Here is an 18,786-nt window from a genome sequence, read left to right as displayed (position 1 = left end):
TAATCTACTCAGTTATGAAAAACTCTTTTAAAACACTAGGCTTTAGTGCTTTAGAGACACGGGATAAGACTTCCAAATTTACACTCAATATTTTGAATCCTATCACTCATATTTTTAAAATACTTTTTAAAGGTTTTTCAAAAACTGGTTTTATGAACGAAAGAGAAAAAAATAAACTCTTTTCCACTTTTAACAAAGGTTTATATATAGATGGCAATAAGCTTAGATTATCTCAAAAAGAGAGCTTCAATCATCTAGCTCTTATCAGTAGAACTGGTGGAGGAAAAACAACAAACTATGTTATACCAAATATCCTAAAATTATCATCTGAACAATGTTCTATGCTTATTACTGATATTAGTGGCGAACTTTATGAACTCACAAGCGGTTATTTAGAAAAACAAGGCTACAAAATCTATGTTTTAGACCCTGAAAATTTGGAAGACTCTATCTCATATAATCCACTTTATTATGCAAGTGATACTTCAAAAATAGATGAGTTAGTACACACACTTATAGCATCAAGTAAAACAAGTAATAATAGTTCTAGCAGTGAAAATGAATTTTGGGATAATGGAGCAAAATCTCTTATATCAATCATTATAAAACTTCTACTTGCAACAAAAAACCATCAATATATCAACCTTGCAAATGTAAGATATTTAGTCAATAACTATGGAAGTGATGGTAGAGACTTAGACGATTTAGTTAATACCCTAGCTGATGATAAAACTTACCATGAATTTAGAGCATTTGTAAAAGGAAATCCATCTACAATTTTAAGTATGGTATCAACTGCAAATATAGCACTTTCCCCTATTGGTATAAATGAAAATTTGGAGAAATTAACTTCATCTCACACTATCAATTTTGATAATTTTAGAAAAGAAAAATCTGTTTTATACATCAAAATTCCTGCCAATAAACAAAAACAATATAGCTTTTTACAAAACATTTTTTACTCTCAATTTTTTAATTATATGATGGAAAAGCTACCATCAAAAAGTGATTTACCAATTTATTGTCTACTTGATGAGTTTGGGAATTTAAACTTGCCAAACTTTGATACTACAATCACTACTATCAGAAAATATAACATCTCAATTTCAATAATCTTGCAATCTATAGAACAATTACAAAACAGATATGGTAAAGCTAATGCAAACACTATTTTAAATGGTGGTATAGCTTCTAAATTATTTTACTCAGGTGCAGATCATACGACAACTGAAACACTCTCACAAATACTTGGCGATATAACCAGTATTAAAACTGGAATAGATGGCAATAGCTTTTTTAAAGATGGAAAAGTTATGAACCCAACAGAGATTAGAACAATGGCAGATGATGAAGCTCTTTTTATTATGGCAAATAAGCTACCTGTAAAAATAAAACTCAAAGCTTATTACAAAGATTTTTTACTTAAAAATTATTCTAAAATGCCAAAGGCTAAAGTACATACTAAGACTCATGAAAATCATGTTGAATATATAGATTTAGATTACGAGGTTTAGCAAGTGGAAGCATTTAATAGTTTTTTTTACAATCTCTTTGGAGTCAATCCGCAACTCATAGTCGGTATTTTACTTGTTATCTTTGTAGCTTCATATTTTTCTAACCATGCTAAAAGTGGCTTTGCAAGAATAATAACATTTCTAATTGGTTTATTCTTGACTCTATCTACTCCAACAAGTGGATGGAATTTCATAGGTGTAGGTATGATACTACCACATCTTAAATTCACTTACAACTATGTTCAAGTACAACTTTTCATACTTAAACAAATTGGAGTGGATGGATATTACCTTTATCTGTCTGTGTATTACAAAACAATCAATTTTTTCAAGTGGATTATAGGGCTTTTTATAGCAGTTAAAAACTTCAATTTTCAAGAATTTAAGCAGTCATTTAAAAAAGAAAAACATGAATTTAATTACGAAAAATACGAGCAAAAACAAAGAGAATATTCTTCATTTGAAGAGAATAAGTTTTATGATGAAACACAACATCAAAAAAGGCAAGAACAACAGCAAAAATATCAAAAGAAACAAGAGTATTCTCAATCAAATAAACAAAGTCATTCTTCACAAAACAACTCAAATCAGCAAAGAAAATCTTCAAGCAGTTCAAACTCTCAGTTTGACTCTAGCGACCCTTTTAGTATCCTAGGAGTTTCACGAGATGATGACTTAAAAACTATCAAAAAAGCAAAAAATAAGCTTATGAAAAAATACCATCCTGATGTGAACCCTGATAATATCGAAGAAGCAACCGTAATTTCACAAAAGATAAATAAAGCCTATGAAGAGATTTGTAGAATAAAAGGAAAATAGTAATGTTTGAACTACTAATTAGAGGATTATTTTTAGCAACAAGTTTAATATTGTTTATGCCTTTATTTTTTGGAGCAATTACACATGAAACAGGTGCCTCTTCAATCTATCCCTTCGTGATACCCATAATTGGTTCTATCATTATAATCACTCTAGTTTTAAGAAAAAAAAGTGGCTATTGGCTCATACTAATATCTACACTTTTATCAGCCGTAGGTATGCAACAAGAACAAGGCAGTTTTTTAAACTATACTCTACTAGGACTAGGATTTTTTACTCTACTTTTTGGATGTGTTGTTCCTAAAAGATGGTAGAACAAGGACTAAGTAAGGACTAATGATTTTTTTAGTAAACTTAAATGTTTTATTTGAAACAGCTACAAAGCTCGTGAATTAGGTGTATTTGAAGTGGCTCCGGATACTGGATTCGAACCAGTGGCCAAGTGATTAACAGTCACCTACTCTACCGCTGAGCTAATCCGGAATGTTTGTATGTATTTTTAATGTATATGGTGGACCCTCTGGGATTCGAACCCAGGGAGGTATGACCCTCGCCGGTTTTCAAGACCGGTGCTTTCGACCAACTCAGCCAAAGATCCACGTTGTTTGTAAGTTTGATGATAAACTGGAGGTGCCACCCAGATTTGAACTGGGGATAGCAGCTTTGCAGGCTGCGGCCTTACCACTTGGCGATGGCACCAGTTTCAGTCAATTATCAGTGGTGCCCGGGGCCGGACTCGAACCGGCACAGTATTGCTACCGGGGGATTTTAAGTCCCCTGCGTCTACCAATTTCGCCACCCGGGCATCGTGAGTGTATCACAGTTTAACATTCTAAAATGATGGAGCGGGAAACGAGGTTCGAACTCGCGACCCCAACCTTGGCAAGGTTGTGCTCTACCACTGAGCTATTCCCGCATTTTAGGTTCACTCTTTGTTAGTGAGGCGAAATTATATCTTTTTTTTTTCGCTTTGTAAAGAGTTTTTTTCAAAAAATTTAAAAATGAGATTAAAAGATGGTATAATCCCGTTTATATAAACTATATAAATGGGATTTTTATGAGAAGTGATACTATCAAAAAAGGGTTTGATAAAGCCCCTCACCGCTCTTTGCTTCGTGCAACAGGTTTAAAAGATGAAGATTTCGACAAACCATTCATCGGTGTAGCAAACAGTTTTATAGATATTATTCCAGGACACTTCTTCTTACAAGAGTATGGTCGTATTGTAAAAGAGGCTATACGTGAGGCTGGTGGTGTTCCTTTTGAGTTTAACACCATTGGTGTTGATGATGGTATAGCAATGGGGCATGACGGTATGCTTTATTCTCTACCATCTCGTGAGTTGATTGCAGATTCGATTGAGACTGTTATGAACGCTCACAAGTTAGATGCAATGATTTGTATACCTAACTGTGACAAAATTGTTCCAGGTATGATCATGGGTGCTCTTCGTGTTAATGTTCCGACTGTATTTGTTTCTGGTGGACCAATGCCAGCTGGACATAAAAAAGATGGAACGCCAATCGACTTAGCTACGGCTTTTGAAGCAGTTGGAAAATTTAACGATGGAAAAATGAGTGAAGAGGAGCTTTACGAGATCGAGTGTGAAGCGTGTCCATCGGGTGGAAGCTGTTCTGGTATGTTTACTGCAAACTCTATGAACACGTTATGTGAAGCTATGGGGATCGCACTTCCGGGTAATGGAACTATTTTAGCGATGACTCCTGAAAGAATTGAACTTGTAAAACAAGCTGCTAAGCGTGTAGTTGAGATGGCAAAAGCAAATGACAGCAAGTATAACATCAGAAATGTATTGAATGAAAAAGCTGTTCACAACGCATTTGTTGTAGATATGGCGATGGGTGGTAGCTCAAATACAGTACTGCATATGTTAGCGATTGCAAGAGAAGCGGAAGTTGATTTTGATATTGCAAAGATCAACACGATTGCGGATAAAGTTGCACATATTGCTAAGATTTCCCCATCACTCTCAACTGTACATATGGATGATATCAATCGTGCTGGTGGTGTAAATGCAGTTATGAAAGAGGTAAGTCGTCGTGGTGAATTACTTTTCTTAGATAATCCAACAGTAACTGGCGAGACTATAGGTGAGCGTATCGCGGATGCTTCGATCAAAGATACAGAAGTTATCCATACAAATGAAAATGCTTACTCACAAGTTGGTGGTTTATCTATCCTTTTTGGTAACTTAGCACTAGAGGGTGCAGTTGTTAAAACAGCTGGAATTATGCCTTCAATGAGACAGTTTAAAGGGAAAGCTATCTGTTTTAATTCACAACCAGAGGCGATTACTGGGATTATGAGTAAAAAAGTAAAAGCTGGGGATGTTGTAGTTATCCGTTACGAGGGTCCAAAAGGTGGTCCAGGTATGCAAGAGATGTTAGCACCGACTGCACTTATCCAAGGTATGGGACTTGGTGAGAGTGTAGCACTTATAACCGATGGAAGATTTTCAGGAGCGACCCGTGGGGCTTCCATAGGACACGTTTCTCCAGAAGCTGCTGAGGGTGGACTTATTGCACTTATCGAAGATGGCGATGAGATCGAGATTGATGTAGATACACACCTACTACAACTTAATGTAGATGAAGCAGAGCTTGAAAAAAGACGTGCTACATGGAAGCCGTACAAAAACGAAGTAAAATCGAAATGGTTAAAAAGATACCAGATATTAGTATCAAACGCATCAAATGGTGCAGTATTAAAAACAGAATTATAGGAAATAAATTTTGAGTGCAATAGCAATAAAACACAACGATGAAATATTAGATTTAGTAACTGCACAGGAGCGTGGTGTAAGTGGAGAAGAGATAGAGTTAGACAACTCTGTAGAATCACTAGAAGTTCTTCGCCACTCTACAGCACACTTGATGGCACAAGCAATCAAGTCACTTTACCCAGATGCTGAATTTTATGTAGGACCAACTGTAAATGAAGGGTTTTACTATGACTTTAAAACAGAAGCTGAGATCGGAGAAGCTGATCTTAAAAAGATAGAAAAGCAGATGCTTTCTTTTGCAAAGAAAAAGTATGAGATCGAAAAATACTCAATTACAAAAGAGGAAGCGCGTAAAAAATTTGAAGCAGATCATCTTAAACAAGCAGTACTTGATATGATCCCAAGTGATGAAGTTTCTATCTATAAACAAGGGGAGTTTGAAGACCTTTGCCGTGGTCCTCACTTACCAAATATAGGGCTTATCAGAAACTTCAAACTTACAAAAATCTCTGGTGCATATCTTGGGGGTGATTCTAAAAATGAGATGCTGACTCGTATCTATGGTATAGCTTTTGCAACGAAAGAAGAGCTCAAAGCATATCTTGATATGATGGCTGAAGCAGAAAAACGTGATCACCGTAAAGTTGGGCACGAGATGAAACTTTTTACGTTCCGTGAAGAAGTTGGGGCTGGTTTTCCGATCTGGCTTCCGGCAGGGGGGCGTCTTCGTGCAAGATTAGAGCAACTTCTATTTAAAGCACACCGTAAACGTGGGTATGAGCCAGTGCGTGGTCCAGAGATGCTAAGAAGTGACTTATGGAAAGTTTCAGGGCATTACCAAAACTACGGCGAGAACATGTACTTTACAAATATTGATGAGATCGAGTTTGGTGTAAAACCTATGAACTGTGTTGGTCATATTAAAGTATATGAAGAGGATTTACGCTCGTATCGTGATCTTCCACTGAAATTTTTTGAGTATGGTGTAGTGCATCGTCACGAAATGACAGGTGCGCTACATGGACTTTTCCGTGTTCGTGAGTTCACACAAGATGATGCGCATATCTTCTGTACAGTTGATCAGATTGAAGAGCAGATCATTGAAGTTGTTGATTTTGTAGATAAGATCATGACAACATTTGGTTTTGAGTACAAGATGATGATCTCGACAAAACCTGAAAAAGCTGTTGGAGATGCAGAAGTTTGGGAAAAATCTGAACAAGCCCTTAAAAATGCAATGGAAGCGCACAACTTACCATATACAATAGATGAAGGTGGTGGTGCTTTTTATGGTCCAAAGATAGACATTAAAATTTTAGATGCTATTGGTCGTGAGTGGCAATGTGGAACTGTACAGTTAGATAATAACCTTCCAGCGCGTTTTGAGTTAGAGTATAACGGTGAAGGAAATGAAAAAATCCAGCCTGTTATGATTCACCGTGCAATTTTGGGATCTTTTGAGAGATTTATCGGGATTTTAACAGAGCATTATGCTGGAGAATTTCCTATGTTTATTGCTCCAACACAGGTTGCTATCGTTCCTGTGGCAGAATCTCATAAAGATTACGCTAAGGTTTTATCGGATAAACTTATCGATATAAATGCCGATAGTGAGATATATGCTAAGAATGATTCTTTAAATAAAAGAATTAGAACTGCAGAAAAAACACGTGTTCCAATGATCGTAGTTATCGGTGATGAAGAGATCGAGAACAAAACTGTTTCTATTCGTGATAGACGAAGTCGTGAGCAGTATAGCTTAAGTGAGGAGGAATTCCTGAGACAGATTCAAACTAAAATTAATGAGGTAAATTTTTGAGTAAAAAGACAGATCGTGTCATAATGAACGACGATATTCGCGTTAGCGAGGTAAGATGTAATTTAGATGGTGGAGAATCTTTAGGGATTATCTCAACAGATGAGGCTATGGAAAAAGCAAATGAAATGGGATTAGACTTAGTTCTAATCGCTCCACAAGCAAAACCACCAGTTGCAAAAATTATGGACTATGGTAAATATAAATACCAAGAAGAGAAAAAACTCAAAGAACAACGTAAAAATCAAGTAAAAATTGTTGTCAAAGAGATTAAGCTTTCTGTTAAAATTGCTGAAAATGATGTTGCATATAAAGTAAAACATGCACGTGAATTTTTAGAAAAAGGGTACCACGTGAAATTTAGAGTATTTCTAAAAGGGCGTGAAATGGCTCATCCTGAAGCTGCAAAAGAAGTTCTAGAACATGTTTGGCCTATGATCGAAGATATTGCTACTCTTGAAAAAGAAGCACGTTTTGAGGGTCGATACTATAACATGTATGTAATTCCAAAAAAATAACATCACAATATATTTGTGGGAAATTTTTCCCACAATCCCACAAAACTTTTTATTTTAAGCACTTTTAAATATAAATCCATATAAGATTATTTTATAGAATAAAACAAAATCTAGGATGGCACTATGGATTTAAAATCTCTCTCAATAAGCAAGAAAATTCACATTCCTCTTATTATGTCAATGTTAATAGGAACAGTTATTATAATTATTAACTTTTTCTCATCAAGTGCAGAATTGGAAAAGAATGTATATAACAAAGAAGTGAAAAGTCTAAAAAGTTTTTTTACAGATTCAATAGAATCGAAGGAAAACATAGGGATTACAAATGCGATTAACATCTCTCAAAACTATAGTGTTGTAAAAGCTTTAGTAGAAAATAACAGAACTATAGCGATCAATGGGTTAAAAACATTCTCAGACCTTTTTAAGAAAAATACAGACTACAAAAATATAAAAGTGCATATTCACGATGCAAATGTACACAGTTTTTTACGTGCATGGAAACCTGAAAAATATGGGGATGATTTAAGTAGTTTTCGTGAAACGATCAATAGTGTAAAAGCGAAAAAAGAACCAATTATTGCGATTGAATTAGGGCGTGCTGGTTTAGTACTTCGTGGTTTAGCACCTATTTTTGACAATGGGAAATATATAGGTTCAGTTGAGTTTATGCAAGGACTTAATTCTATCGTTCGTGTAGCAAAACAAAACTACGATTATGATGTAGCGATTGTGATGAAAAATGAGTATCTTCCTATTGCAACAGCATTAAAAGATGCAAAGAAAATTTCAAACTATACCTTGGCTGTAAAAGAAAACAATATTGATCCTAACTTTTTAGCTGAACTAAATAGTGTAGATATCGCTAAAGGGCAGTTTCAAATAACAGATAACTATTTTATTATCTCTGAGCCTATTAAAGACTTTTCAGGAAAGGTTATCGCATATACACTCATTGGAGATAAGATAGAACATGTCAATGAAGTGATATCACATTCAGAAGATGCACTTCTTAGACAGTTTTATATTATGACTTTTCTTGATCTCTTTATCCTAATATTTTTAATGTTTATTATTAAAAAATCAGTTACTGATCCGATCAAAAACCTTGATAATGTTGCAAGTGAATTAGCTCAAGGTGATGCGGATTTAACAAAACGTCTTCCTGTAGCGTCTTGTGATGAATTAGGGCATGCAAGTAAAAGTTTTAATGCTTTTATAGAGAAAGTTGAAAAACTTGCACATGAGGCGGAGACAAGAGCTGTAGAAGCAAATAATAAAGCAAAAGAAGTTTCAGAGTTAATGGATAAAAGTCAGTTAAATATCTCTTTAGCACATGAGATGATTAATGGAAGTGTAAAAGGTTCAAATAATCTCAAAGTGAGTATGGAAAATAATATTACAACTATTAAGGAAGTAAATGTACTTAATGATGATACTTCAGGAGTTATTTCAGAGGTGACTATAACGACGAATGAGGTTATGGAAACGATTGCAAATATTTCAGAAATGATAATGCAAACAAGAGATTCTTCAGAACAATTAAGTACAAATGTAAATGAAATTTCTACTGTAACTTCACTTATTAAAGATATCTCAGATCAAACAAACTTACTTGCACTTAATGCTGCTATCGAGGCTGCACGTGCAGGTGAACATGGACGTGGTTTTGCTGTTGTTGCTGATGAGGTTAGAAAACTAGCTGAACGTACTCAAAAAGCGACACAAGAGGTTGAAGTAAATATCAATATCCTTAAACAAAACTCTGTGACTATGGAAGAAAATAGTGAAAAAATTCAAGAATATGCAAACTCTTCTCAAGAACAACTTGATGAGTTTAGATCAATTCTAAGTAAACTTATCGAAAATGCACGAGTGATAAAAGAGGAAAATCATTTAATCGAACAAGAGTTACAATTAAGTTCTATGAAAATAGATCATATTATCTTTAAAAATAGTGCATATGATGCAATGTTTGCAAATAAAGCTCTTGAGTCTGTAAGCGATCATCATTCTTGTAATTTAGGTAAATGGTATGTAGGTGAAGGTAAAACAGAGTTCTCTCGTGCAGATACATTCTCACATATAGATAAACCACACCATCAAATCCATGCTAATGTGAAAGAGGCGATGGATATTTTAAGAAGTGCTAAGATTGATAGAAAGAAAGTGACAAAATTATTCGAAGAGGTTGAAAGTGCATCTATAGAGTTATTTGAACTCTTAGATACACTGCAACAAAAGTAAGAATTTAAAGCGATATTTTCGCTTTAAGTTCATCTTCACTGAGTTGTTCTTGGTGATACTTCACAACTACAACTTTTTCTGTTTCATTTATAAACCATTCAGCGATATGTTCACTCTCCAAAGTTTTTAATTTATCAAAATCTATCTCGTGTTCTGCTTGGATAAAGTGAGAATATTTAATAGGGTTTTTCATTTTAATTGCAGTAAAAAGTAACCAAAAAATGCTGATAATACCGATAGTCAGCCCTAAAGTTTCACGTGAGCTGATATCTAAATAAAGTCCTGCAAATGTACCACCAATAAATGTCATAAAATATGCAGCTGAATTTGAGATACCAAGTGCTGCACCTTTTTGGTGTACTTTTGCAAATTTTGAGATCATAGACTGAACAAGTGGTTCCATCATATTAAATGCGATAAAAAATAAAATTACGGCAGTAACAAAAACACCGCTTGAAGATGTTAGACCCATCATTAAAAATGATGCAGCAAAGAGTACGATGCTTAGCATAAAAATCTGTTTAGGGATATTTCTTTTCTCGCCAAATACAGCAGCAGGACCCATAGCAAGTATCCCTGCAATCATAGCTGGAACATACACCATCCAAAGCTCACTTTTCTCCCAACCAAATCCATACTCTGGTTTTGTTAAAAATACAGGGATGACAACAAATGCAGCAGTCATCAACCCTTTTTGCATAGCGTTAATGATGATCATCCCTAAAAGGTTTGGGTCTTTTAAAATATCTGATGTTGAAGCATTTTCATTGTATATATGTTTAATTTTTGGAGGTGTTGGTACTTTTGTAAAAAGAATGATTATAGAGATAATAGCAAGTACAGCAGTGATAAAAAAGATCGCACTAATTCCAAAACTGGAAGCTAAAACTGGTCCAAGAGCCATAGCAGCTGCAAAACTCATAGCGATAAACCCACCCATAATCGCCATAGCATGTCCACGCGTTTTTTCCTCAACAAGATCGGCTATCATTGCAGTAACAACTGCACCGATTGCTCCAGCACCTTGTAAAAAACGACCAAACATAAGTGTGTAGATATCTGTTGAATATGCACAGATAAGCGAACCAATTAAAAAGATAAGTAGACCAAAAAGGATAGTTGGTTTTCTACCAATCTTATCGCTCATAGAACCAAAAGGTACTTGAAAAATTGCCTGTGTAAGTGCATAACCCCCAACGATTACACCAACTAAAAAAGGTGTAGCACCCTCTAAGTCAAGTGCATAAACAGATAACACTGGAAGAACTAAAAATAACCCTAAAAATCTAAGAAATAAAATAGAAGAAAGCGGTAAAACTTTTTTAAACATTATGAACCCTCTTTATAGTATAATTCCGCAATTATAGTTATTAATTATAAATGTAAGGAAAAAATTTGAAATTAGTACTCGCAACATCGAACAAAGGTAAAGTTAGGGAGATCAAAGAGTTATGTAAAGCTTACGAGGTTATCCCATATACTGATCTAATTGAGCCTTTTGAGATTATAGAAGATGCAGATACTTTTAAAGAAAATGCTCTTATAAAAGCAAGAGCTGTGTATAAAGCATTGGATGATGAAGATGTTGTGGTTATCGCTGATGATAGTGGAATTAGTGTTGATCTACTCGGTGGTGCTCCTGGAATTTATAGTGCTCGTTATGCTGGTGAAAATGCAAACGATAAAGATAACTTGTATAAACTGATCGATGACATAAAAGCAAAAGGGGTGGAATCATCCCCTGCACACTATACGGCTGCAATTGCGATCGTGACAAAAAACAAAGAAAAAACGGTACATGGTTGGATGTATGGAACTGCAATTACAGAGGCAATCGGTGATGGTGGTTTTGGATATGATCCGATGTTTATACCACAGGGATTTGATAAAACTCTGGGTGAATTGGATGAAGATATAAAAAAAGAGCTGTCTCATCGCTCGAAAGCATTAAAACTCGCTCGTTGCGTACTGCAAACTCTATAAAAGTTTGCAACTTACTTTATAAAAAAAGTTTTCGAACTTAATAAGAATTAAATGTAGGTCAGTGTTATATCTGCGAATATTTTGCATGATATTGCTCCTTCACAGTGTAAAAGAAAAAAATTTACTCTGTTAACATTGCAAGATAACAAGCAAAATTAGTTCCAAAGAAGCAAGATTACTCCAAATAAAATTCTATAGATTCCAAAAGCCACAAATGTAAAACGTTCTAAAAACTTCAAAAAGAGTTTGATTGTTAAGTAGGCTACGATAAAAGCAACAATAAAACCAACTGCTAAAACCTCTAAATTTGCCGAAGAAAACTCGTGATAATGTTTAAATAGATCATACCCTGTTACTGCACTCATAACTGGAAATGCAAGTAAAAAACTAAACTCCGCAGAAGCTTTGCGACTAAGTCCTACAAGTAATGCACCTATAATAGTTGAACCCGCACGGCTAGTTCCTGGAATAAGGGCAAAAATTTGTGCAAAACCGATCCACATTGCTTTTTTTAGAGGTACTTTTTCCACATCATCAATTAAATGTGTCTCTTGTGGGATGTAGAATTTTTCTACAATTAAAAAGATAACGCCACCAACTATAAACATAGTGGCAACCACGTTTACGCTAAAAAGCTCTTTGATCTGATGGGAAAATAAAAACCCTACAGCTCCGATCGGGATAAAAGCAAGAAATACTTTACTCCATAAGTTGATTTTTTTAATTGTAAATTTCTCTTTGTAGTTAAAAACAACTGCTAAAATTGCTGCAAACTGGATGATAACTTCGTATGCTTTTGTGACACTATTTTGATCAATTCCAAGTAAATCACTTGCAACGATTAAATGCCCCGTTGAAGATATTGGAAGAAACTCTGTAAAGCCTTCAATAATTCCCATAATGATTGATTGTAATATATCCATAAAAAGAATTTTAACATAGAATTTAAACTAATTTCGATATAATTCGAGGTTTTGTTTTTAAACATCTATATTACATAGGAAAAAGAAATGTTACTTTTTACACCTGGACCAACTCCAGTACCACAAAATGTTAGAGATGCGATGGGTAAGGAGACTATCCACCACCGTACACCTGAATTTGAAGCTATTTTTGAAAAAACTCGCTCCCATCTGTTTAAACTCTTTAAAACTGATGAGGTAGTTATGCTTTCTTCAAGTGGAACAGGGGTTATGGAAGCTGCAGTTATCAACCTTTGTCACAACACTTTACTTAACGTGAACTCTGGAAAATTCGGTGAGCGTTTTGGAAAGATAGCTGTTGCTCATGGTCTAAAACAAGTTGAGATCACAAATGAGTGGGATACACCTGTAAGTGTTGATGCAGTTGTTGAAGCGATTAAGGCAAATCCTGAGATTGATGCTGTTGCAGTGCAAATTAGTGAATCTGCAGGTGGTCTACGTCATCCTGTTGAAGAGTTGGCGAAAGCGGTAAAAGCTGTAAATCCGAACATCATGATTATTGCTGACGGTATTACGGCTGTGGGTGTTGAACCGATTGATGTAACAAATATCGATGCTATTTTAGCAGGGAGTCAAAAAGCGTTAATGCTTCCTCCTGGACTTGCAATTGTTGGGCTTTCAAATGCTGCAATTGACAAAATTGGAAAAGGGAGAGGTTATTACCTAAACCTTGCAAGTGAGATCAAAAAACAACGTGAAAATACAACTGCTTATACTGCAGCGACTACTTTAATCATCGGTCTTTTAGAAATCTTAGAGACGATCGAGGCTGAGGGTGGAGTTGAAACACTATATGCTAAAACTGTTATACGTGCAAAAGCTGTACAGGCTGCAATGGAAGCTCTTGGACTTCACGTATATCCGAAAACTCCAGCAATGTCTATGACTACAATTGATGATGAAAATGCTAATGAGATCAGAAGTATTCTGAAAAAAGAGATGCAAGTAAATGTTGCAGGTGGACAAGATCATCTTAAAGGAAAAATTTTCAGAATCAATCAAATGGGTCTGATCAATGATTATGAGATGAGTTGGGTTGTAAATGCAGTTGAACTTGCACTTGACAAATTAGGTCGTCGTAAGTATGATGGAACGGCAAACAAAATTTTTAACGAAGTAACATTTAATTTAGGGAAGTAATGATTTTAGAGCACGAAATACCTAACGGTTCAAAACTTTATTTTGGTAAATCTGCTAAAGTAAAACGTCATATTGAAAAAGTTGCAAGTGATATTTTAGATGCAAATGGATATGAAGAGATAGTTACACCTGTGTTTTCATACCATCAACATCAATCTATTGCTGATGAGAAAGAGCTTATCCGTTTAAATGATGAGAAAAACAATGCACTCTCTCTTCGTGCTGACTCAACTATCGACGTTGTGCGCATTATTGAAAAGAGATTAGGTGCAAATACAGATGAGAAAAAATGGTTTTATATTCAGCCTGTATTTAAGTACCCTACAACTGAGCAAAACCAAGTTGGTGTTGAGTATATGGGTGAGACAAATCTAGCATCGGTGCTTAATATCGCAACAGAGATTTTTGAAAAACTTGAAGTGAAACCACTTGTACAAATCTCAAATATTAAGATTGCAAAAATTATCGCTTCGATGTTTGAAGAGCTTATCATCGATGATTTTAGACATATAAATATAGACAAATTTTTATCTTTAAAAGTTGAGTGGTTGAGTAAACTTGTATATCTGCAATACCCACATCAAATAGATGAACTTTTAAGTGTAGTACCGCAAGAGATTAAGAGTGAGCTAGAAAAAATGAAAGCTCTTTGTAATGAAATAAGTTACGATAAAGTTGTTTTAGCACCAATGTATTACGCAAAAATGCTTTATTATGATGAGCTGTTTTTTAGAGCGATAGTAGATAATGAAGTATATGCTCGTGGTGGAAAATACAAAAGTGATGACCTAACATCTGTAGGTTTTGCAATCTATACAGATGTTCTATGTGAAGAATTAAGTAAAGGGAAATAATGAAAGCGGACGTAATTGTTGGAATACAATGGGGTGATGAAGGAAAAGGCAAGATTGTAGATAAACTTGCTCTTGAATATGATATGGTATGTAGAAGTCAAGGTGGTCACAATGCTGGGCATACTATCTGGGTTGATGGTGTAAAATATGCACTCCACCTTATCCCATCAGGTGTATTAAACCCTAAAGCTATCAATGTAGTTGGAAATGGTGTAGTTGTATCACCTGAGTCAATTATCAAAGAGATGGAGCAGTTTGAAGCTTTAGAGGGTCGTCTTTTTATCTCGGATAAAGCACATTTAAACCTTTCATATCACGCACTTATCGATCAAGCAAAAGAGCGTCTTAAAGGTGATAAAGCGATAGGAACTACTGGAAAAGGGATCGGACCATCGTATTCAGATAAGATTAACCGTATCGGTCATCGTGTGGGTGAATTACTTAATCCAGAAGCGTTATGTAGCAAAATTTTAGACTACTTTGCACAAAACAAAGCTATTTTTGATGTTTTAGATATAGAAGCTCCAAATAAAGAGGAACTTTTAGCTGAGTTAAACGGCTTTAAAGAGAAACTCTCAGCACACATTACAGATACTACACAGATGTTATGGAAAGCACTTGACCAAGAGAATAAAAAAGTACTTTTAGAAGGTGCTCAAGGGACAATGCTTGATATTGATCATGGTACATATCCGTATGTAACTTCAAGCTCAACTGTAAGTGCAGGTTCATGTACAGGTCTTGGTATCAATCCTAAAGATATTGGTAAAGTAACAGGAATCGTAAAAGCGTATTGTACACGTGTTGGAAATGGACCATTCCCATCTGAAGATTTAGGCGAAGATGGTGCAAGACTAGGTGAGCAAGGGCATGAGTTTGGAACAACAACAGGACGTGCTCGTCGTTGTGGTTGGTTTGATGCAGTAGCTACGAGATACGCTTCACGTTTAAATGGATGTGATGAGTTGGCACTTATGAAGCTTGATGTATTAGATGGGTTTGATGAAGTAAAAGTGTGTGTAGCGTATGAATATAACGGTGAAGAGATCGATTATGTTCCAAGTGATCTTGAAAATGTTACACCGATATATAAAACATTCAAAGGCTGGAGTGGAACTGTAGGTGTAAGAAGATTTGAAGACCTTCCAGCATCAGCGCAAGAGTATGTAAAAGTTATCCAAGAGGTAGCTCAAACAAAAGTTGGTATAATATCAACATCGCCAGAGAGAGATGACACAATAATCCTATAAGGAAAACCCATAATGAAGACACGCTATAGCTCTTTAGTCAGTGTTAAAAAAAACATTATGCAAAAGAGTGAGCGTGTTTTACAGACAAAAAACTTTGCACGAAATAATGCAAAAGAAGCACTCACTGAGTCACTCTCCCAATTAGAACAACTCCAAAGTCCAAAAAGTGGACTTGTTTCTGACTTTCTTTCAAGCCGTGCACTTCTTGACCTACAACGCTCATTAATACGTCATAATGAAGAGTGGTTAGCTTTTGCAACTAAAGAGGTTCAAGAGGCACAAGAGCAACTTAAACGTGATATGATAGAATATGAAAAGTTTCAATATTTGGAAGTGCAAGAGGTTGAAGCTATTAAAAGAAAAGAGAAAATAAAAGAGGCAAAAGAGTTAGATGAAGTAGCTCTAATAACTCACAATAACAACAAACAAAGGTCTGCATAGTGAAATTTTTAGTTATTCTATCTTTATTTTTTACCTCTATATTTGCTTTGGAGACAAGTGATAAACTTTTTGAGTGTACAGAGATTTTCAAACAAAGAAAGAGTGAACTTTTAGTTGAACTTGAGCGTATAGATGAGCAAAAACAAGCGCTTCAATCACTAAAAACTGCAACAGAAGCATTACTGAAAGAGAAAGAAACACGTCTCAATCAACAAGAAGAAGCGGTTAATAAAAAACTTGATGAGATTAAGCAAAGAGAAGAAAATACAAAAGCGATGTTAGAGAAAAATGAAAAAGCATTAGCAGAGTTAAAATCTACAAAATTAGATAAAGTTTCTCAAACATTTGCAAAAATGAAACCTGCATCTGCAGCTTCTGTTTTGGCAGACATGCCACTTGAAGAAGCTGCAAATATACTACAAACATTAAAACCGCAAATAATTGGAAAAATATTAAGTAAAATGGATGCAACAAAAGCGTCTGAATTAACACAACTTTTATCCAAATAATCAAAATTTTACCTAACTTATTGTAAAATTGCTAAATTTCTTAAATAAGTAGGTCATAGATCATGAAAATATCACTAAAAACTATCCCCCATATATCAGATAAAATAGCGATTGATTTAAATAGAAGTGGTGTTGTAACTATGACTAAAGGGCTTGAAGCTGTAGCAGTAGAAGCTAAAAAAATATTTGAGCATAGTGTAAAACAAGAGATGGCGCTTGAAGAAAAAGTAAATGAGATGATTGAGGCTAATGAAGAAGAGATTGAGTTTATGTTAGCTGATGAGCGTCAACTTTTCTTCATGATTAAAAAGAAACTAGCACCTGAATTTGATGTTATACTTGACTATGATGAGCGATTTTCAGATATTTCACACAAGATTTTAGATGAACTCTACGAAGAAGATCTTATCCACTTTGATGTTTCAGAAAACCGTGTAAAAAATGTTATCTATAACTCAATTACATCATTTATTGCAGATACATCAGAAATTCAAGATGCGGTAATGGATAAAATTCGCTCATACAAACGTAAATTTATCCCTGGAACTGATGAGTTTGAAATCCTTTATGAAAAACTATACAAAGAAGAGCTATTAAAAAGAGGTATGGAGTAAAATGGCAGAATTAAAAAACGTTTATATTTACCTTGAGAATGGGACATACCTTGAGGCAAAAAGTTTTGGTGCATCAAAAACAGAAGTTGGAGAGATAGTTTTCAATACTTCACTCACAGGATACCAAGAGATTATGTCTGATCCATCATATGCTGGTCAATTCGTGACATTTACAATGCCAGAGATTGGAAATGTTGGTGTAAACGATCAGGATATGGAGAGCCTAAAAGCACATGCAAAAGGGATGTTAGTTCGTAAATATCAAGATAGATACTCAAACTTCCGTGCTGAGGATTCACTAGCAGCATTTTTAGAAAAATATAATGTGATGGGAATCTGTGACATTGATACAAGATTTTTAACAAAGATGTTACGAAAAGAGGGTGCGATGATGATGATCGCATCAACTGAGATTAGCGATAAAGATGAGTTAAAAAAAGTTCTTGAAAGCTCTCCTCGTATTGAAGATGTTAACTATATAGAACAAGTAAGTACAAAAGAGGCTTATGTGCATTCGCAAAGTACATACGCTGCAACAGAGTTTAAGTACGATGAAGCTCCAACACAACAAGCAAAAATTGCAGTTATAGATTTTGGAGTTAAAAGAAATATTTTAAATGAGATTGTATCAGCAGGAATTGGTGTTGAAGTGATCCCTAATGATTTTATTGCAGAGGATTTAATCGAAAAATACAATAACAAACTTATTGATGGTGTATTTTTATCAAATGGTCCTGGTGATCCGTTAGTTCTAAAAAAAGAGCAAGAGCAGATTAAAAAGCTTATAGCTGCGAAAGTTCCTATGTTTGGTATCTGTTTAGGGCATCAATTACTCTCTATCTCACATGGGTATGATACATTTAAATTAAAATTTGGCCACCATGGTGGAAATCACCCAGTAAAAAATGAAAAAACAGGTTTTGTAGAGATCACTGCGCAAAACCATAATTATAATGTTCCAGATAACATTGTAGAGATTGCAGATATAACACATACAAATCTTTTTGATGGAACAATTGAGGGTTTAAAATATAAAGATGAACCAATTTTTTCTGTGCAACATCACCCCGAGTCAAGCCCTGGTCCAAAGGAAAGTAGATATATTTTCTCTGAGTTCCTTTCTCTCATTAAAAGATAAGTTTTTAAAATAATAAAAACTTATCACATCTTCTACTATTAATTATAGCTTAAGTATATATAAAATTTCCAAAGTAAACAAAAAGTTAATAAATTGTTACAAAAGTGTTAAATTTAAGATTAATTAAACATTTGTATTGTTAATATACATGTGTTAATTAGCTTAATTTTGCTTTTTAAAGTAAAGTTAAACTTAATTGCTTTGAATCTTAAGGAGG

At 34.7% G+C, this 18,786-nt stretch carries 17 protein-coding genes and 5 tRNA genes; 15 read left to right on the top strand and 7 right to left on the bottom strand.

Annotated features, from left to right (window positions below; translation table 11 throughout):
* The first annotated feature begins 14 nt into the window (after positions 1-14).
* Genes ACQY56_RS00605 through ACQY56_RS00595 form a run of 3 tightly spaced genes read left to right on the top strand, consistent with a single transcriptional unit; the run spans position 15 to position 2,647 of the window.
* Positions 15-1,514: a type IV secretory system conjugative DNA transfer family protein gene (locus tag ACQY56_RS00605; RefSeq protein WP_428737407.1), complete on the top strand. Its 1,500-nt coding sequence runs from the start codon at positions 15-17 to the stop codon at positions 1,512-1,514.
* Between the two features lie 3 nt (positions 1,515-1,517).
* Entirely contained in the window at positions 1,518-2,333 is an 816-nt protein-coding gene (locus ACQY56_RS00600; RefSeq protein ID WP_428737406.1) for a J domain-containing protein, read from the top strand.
* A 2-nt stretch (positions 2,334-2,335) separates the two neighbouring features.
* Positions 2,336-2,647: a hypothetical protein gene (locus ACQY56_RS00595; protein ID WP_428737405.1), complete on the top strand. Its 312-nt coding sequence runs from the start codon at positions 2,336-2,338 to the stop codon at positions 2,645-2,647.
* Positions 2,648-2,741: 94 nt separating this feature from the next.
* Here ACQY56_RS00595 and ACQY56_RS00590 read toward each other — a convergent pair.
* From ACQY56_RS00590 to ACQY56_RS00570, 5 genes are all read right to left on the bottom strand, one after another.
* A tRNA-Asn gene (locus tag ACQY56_RS00590) sits at positions 2,742-2,816 on the bottom strand.
* A gap of 26 nt (positions 2,817-2,842) precedes the next feature.
* Positions 2,843-2,931, bottom strand: a tRNA-Ser gene (locus tag ACQY56_RS00585).
* A gap of 27 nt (positions 2,932-2,958) precedes the next feature.
* A tRNA-Cys gene (locus ACQY56_RS00580) sits at positions 2,959-3,032 on the bottom strand.
* 19 nt (positions 3,033-3,051) lie between these two features.
* Positions 3,052-3,138: transfer RNA gene (locus tag ACQY56_RS00575), tRNA-Leu, on the bottom strand.
* A 36-nt stretch (positions 3,139-3,174) separates the two neighbouring features.
* Positions 3,175-3,249 (bottom strand) — tRNA-Gly (locus tag ACQY56_RS00570).
* Between the two features lie 141 nt (positions 3,250-3,390).
* On the opposite strand from ACQY56_RS00570, the gene ilvD reads away from it, so the two are divergent.
* The 4 genes from ilvD to ACQY56_RS00550 all read left to right on the top strand — a co-directional run bounded on the left by ilvD (position 3,391) and on the right by ACQY56_RS00550 (position 9,657).
* Positions 3,391-5,076: a dihydroxy-acid dehydratase gene (ilvD, locus tag ACQY56_RS00565; protein WP_428737404.1), complete on the top strand. Its 1,686-nt coding sequence runs from the start codon at positions 3,391-3,393 to the stop codon at positions 5,074-5,076.
* Between the two features lie 10 nt (positions 5,077-5,086).
* A complete protein-coding gene (gene thrS / locus ACQY56_RS00560) occupies positions 5,087-6,895 on the top strand; it encodes a threonine--tRNA ligase (RefSeq protein ID WP_428737403.1) in 1,809 nt (602 codons plus the stop codon).
* 23 nt (positions 6,896-6,918) lie between these two features.
* Entirely contained in the window at positions 6,919-7,410 is a 492-nt protein-coding gene (gene infC, locus ACQY56_RS00555) for a translation initiation factor IF-3 (protein ID WP_428737600.1), read from the top strand.
* Between the two features lie 123 nt (positions 7,411-7,533).
* A complete protein-coding gene (locus ACQY56_RS00550) occupies positions 7,534-9,657 on the top strand; it encodes a methyl-accepting chemotaxis protein (RefSeq protein ID WP_428737402.1) in 2,124 nt (707 codons plus the stop codon).
* 4 nt (positions 9,658-9,661) lie between these two features.
* On the opposite strand, the gene ACQY56_RS00545 is transcribed toward ACQY56_RS00550, so the two are convergent.
* Positions 9,662-10,987 carry an MFS transporter gene (locus tag ACQY56_RS00545; RefSeq protein ID WP_428739729.1) on the bottom strand — a complete coding sequence of 442 codons (1,326 nt, stop codon included), beginning with the start codon at positions 10,985-10,987 and terminating at the stop codon, positions 9,662-9,664.
* A 65-nt stretch (positions 10,988-11,052) separates the two neighbouring features.
* Between ACQY56_RS00545 and rdgB the strand changes: the two genes are divergently transcribed.
* Positions 11,053-11,640: an RdgB/HAM1 family non-canonical purine NTP pyrophosphatase gene (rdgB, locus tag ACQY56_RS00540; protein WP_428737400.1), complete on the top strand. Its 588-nt coding sequence runs from the start codon at positions 11,053-11,055 to the stop codon at positions 11,638-11,640.
* A gap of 155 nt (positions 11,641-11,795) precedes the next feature.
* Here the strand turns inward: rdgB and ACQY56_RS00535 are convergent, their stop codons facing one another.
* Entirely contained in the window at positions 11,796-12,563 is a 768-nt protein-coding gene (locus ACQY56_RS00535; protein ID WP_428737399.1) for an undecaprenyl-diphosphate phosphatase, read from the bottom strand.
* A gap of 87 nt (positions 12,564-12,650) precedes the next feature.
* Here ACQY56_RS00535 and ACQY56_RS00530 point away from each other — a divergent pair, with 87 nt between their 5' ends.
* The 7 genes from ACQY56_RS00530 to carA all read left to right on the top strand — a co-directional run bounded on the left by ACQY56_RS00530 (position 12,651) and on the right by carA (position 18,569).
* The gene (locus ACQY56_RS00530) at positions 12,651-13,763 is read left to right on the top strand and encodes a pyridoxal-phosphate-dependent aminotransferase family protein (RefSeq protein ID WP_428737398.1); all 1,113 of its coding nucleotides are present in this window, start codon (positions 12,651-12,653) and stop codon (positions 13,761-13,763) included.
* Positions 13,763-14,617 (top strand): ATP phosphoribosyltransferase regulatory subunit, encoded by an 855-nt coding sequence (locus ACQY56_RS00525; RefSeq protein ID WP_428737397.1) that lies wholly within the window; start codon positions 13,763-13,765, stop codon positions 14,615-14,617. Before ACQY56_RS00530 ends, ACQY56_RS00525 begins: the two co-directional genes overlap by 1 nt.
* Complete coding sequence (locus ACQY56_RS00520; RefSeq protein WP_428737599.1) at positions 14,614-15,867, top strand: adenylosuccinate synthase; 1,254 nt, start codon at positions 14,614-14,616, stop codon at positions 15,865-15,867. The genes ACQY56_RS00525 and ACQY56_RS00520 overlap by 4 nt, the downstream gene beginning before the upstream one ends.
* Positions 15,868-15,879: 12 nt before the next feature.
* The gene (locus ACQY56_RS00515) at positions 15,880-16,308 is read left to right on the top strand and encodes a flagellar export protein FliJ (RefSeq protein WP_428737396.1); all 429 of its coding nucleotides are present in this window, start codon (positions 15,880-15,882) and stop codon (positions 16,306-16,308) included.
* Entirely contained in the window at positions 16,308-16,817 is a 510-nt protein-coding gene (locus ACQY56_RS00510; protein ID WP_428737395.1) for a MotE family protein, read from the top strand. Before ACQY56_RS00515 ends, ACQY56_RS00510 begins: the two co-directional genes overlap by 1 nt.
* Positions 16,818-16,879: 62 nt before the next feature.
* Complete coding sequence (locus ACQY56_RS00505; protein ID WP_428737394.1) at positions 16,880-17,431, top strand: DUF507 family protein; 552 nt, start codon at positions 16,880-16,882, stop codon at positions 17,429-17,431.
* Between the two features lies 1 nt (position 17,432).
* A complete protein-coding gene (gene carA / locus ACQY56_RS00500; protein ID WP_428737393.1) occupies positions 17,433-18,569 on the top strand; it encodes a glutamine-hydrolyzing carbamoyl-phosphate synthase small subunit in 1,137 nt (378 codons plus the stop codon).
* Positions 18,570-18,786 lie beyond the last annotated feature (217 nt).

This window comes from Sulfurimonas sp. (assembly GCF_050296975.1).
Classification (GTDB): Bacteria; Campylobacterota; Campylobacteria; order Campylobacterales; family Sulfurimonadaceae; genus Sulfurimonas.
This window is presented reverse-complemented; position numbering and strand designations above follow the sequence as displayed.